Origin of the sequence: Pararcticibacter amylolyticus (genome assembly GCF_003130405.1) — a bacterium.
Taxonomy (GTDB): Bacteria; Bacteroidota; Bacteroidia; order Sphingobacteriales; family Sphingobacteriaceae; genus Arcticibacter; species Arcticibacter amylolyticus.
Window position 1 is genome coordinate 1 of record NZ_QEAS01000069.1, and the last position, 1,457, is coordinate 1,457.

Below are 1,457 nucleotides of genomic sequence, written 5' to 3' on the forward strand. Positions count from 1 at the left end.
AATTGTCCAACTTTTGGAGCAGTATAAAACATTGATGCCATCCGGATGGCCTCCTTTTGGCCCACACTCCTTCCGTAATGGGCATTTACCCGGATTTCTCCATCATTATCTGAATCATGAGTATTAAAACCATACTCGCTTCCTGGCTTCAATATCGGGCCTGGATCCCTTCCTGTAAAATATGCTACGGCGTGTCTCCAAAGTGCCCCAAATCGTGTATATCCCCCGTCCGGTTCTACTCCATTCACCGGATCATTCCCCATTCCCACATAGGGCGAATAGTACTGCCCGTAAGGATCCATCGTCATCCACCTGCCAATCGTTGGATCATACATCCGCAATGCAAAATTCAGCCAGGTGATTTCTTTGTCTTTCTCTGTACACTGCCCCTGATAGCCATAACGATAGTCACTGTTTGCGAGGGTCAAATCTGATCCGAAAGGATAATAATCAGAATAATACAGGACATCTGCAAGACTCAGAATATTTGGATTATTATTACAGAACAAAGCCTCGAAAATCGAGGCCGTATTCTTATTCAAAACCTGGATAAAAAAAACTATATTTTCCAGTCTTAATTCTTTCAGTTATGTCATATGGATTAACAACAATTCCCAGTTCTGCTTTCCGGTTTTCTCCTTCCAATTTTCCAACATGAGTAAAATCCTTATCGTTAATTCGCCATATATACCACTTATTTGATATCTTAATCTGTTCACCTGGCTTCGAACCTGAATCGCTAGATCCTCTAAATAAGATATGGTCTATATGTCCTACATCAGCTGTGTTCCCAACTTTTTTCCAGAGATCTATCTTTAACCCCAACTTTGTAACACAATGAGCATAAAACTCTATTTCATCATTTACAACCTCCAATAAATCGGGATTAACTTGAATCGGATAAACCTTTTTAAACACCCTTATCACATCGCTATTCAACTGAGCTAAATCAAAAGCTATCAATTGAAAGTATCTTTTGCTGCTATCATTTATCTTAATGGAAAATACATCTCCTATTTTTGTATTTGCTCTTGCCATCATTATTTTATATCGTATAGCTTCCAATATTTAGGTGCGATTGAATTTATTTTATTCAACAACAACCCACCGTTCTTGTGTAAACCGTATTGATTAATTAGGGTTTGCTCTAAAATTCTAGCACCCGTTCTAGACAAATCTGTGGCTCCTTCTATTACTTCGTATCTCAAAAGTTCTCTTCCTGTACCTATCGCGTTTAAGTGTTCCGCAAAGCGTACAGATGCGGCTCTTTCAGTGATTCCCACATATCTAACAACGCCTGCAGCATCTATACCTTGATAAACAACATTTACCCCTCCTTTAGCAGCATTCCCCATTCCACCCGTTGCTATTGCCAAAGCAATCTCAAACGTTGGGTCCGCATACTCAATCGCACCACTCCCCTGAATTCTTCCTGTTACCGGGTTGAATTGTCCAAC

The 1,457-nt window shown here is 40.0% G+C and carries 3 protein-coding genes; all 3 read right to left on the reverse strand.

Features of this window, described 5'->3' with window-relative positions; translation table 11 throughout:
* Window positions 1-542, reverse strand: a 542-nt coding sequence (locus DDR33_RS25050; RefSeq protein WP_146198880.1) for an RHS repeat-associated core domain-containing protein, incomplete at its 3' end; no start/stop codon positions are given.
* Window positions 535-1,041 (reverse strand): hypothetical protein, encoded by a 507-nt coding sequence (locus DDR33_RS25055; protein WP_202913850.1) that lies wholly within the window; start codon window positions 1,039-1,041, stop codon window positions 535-537. The genes DDR33_RS25055 and DDR33_RS25050, both read right to left, overlap by 8 nt.
* Window positions 1,041-1,457, reverse strand: a 417-nt coding sequence (locus DDR33_RS26170) for a GIY-YIG nuclease family protein (protein WP_202913851.1), incomplete at its 5' end; no start/stop codon positions are given. The genes DDR33_RS26170 and DDR33_RS25055, both read right to left, overlap by 1 nt.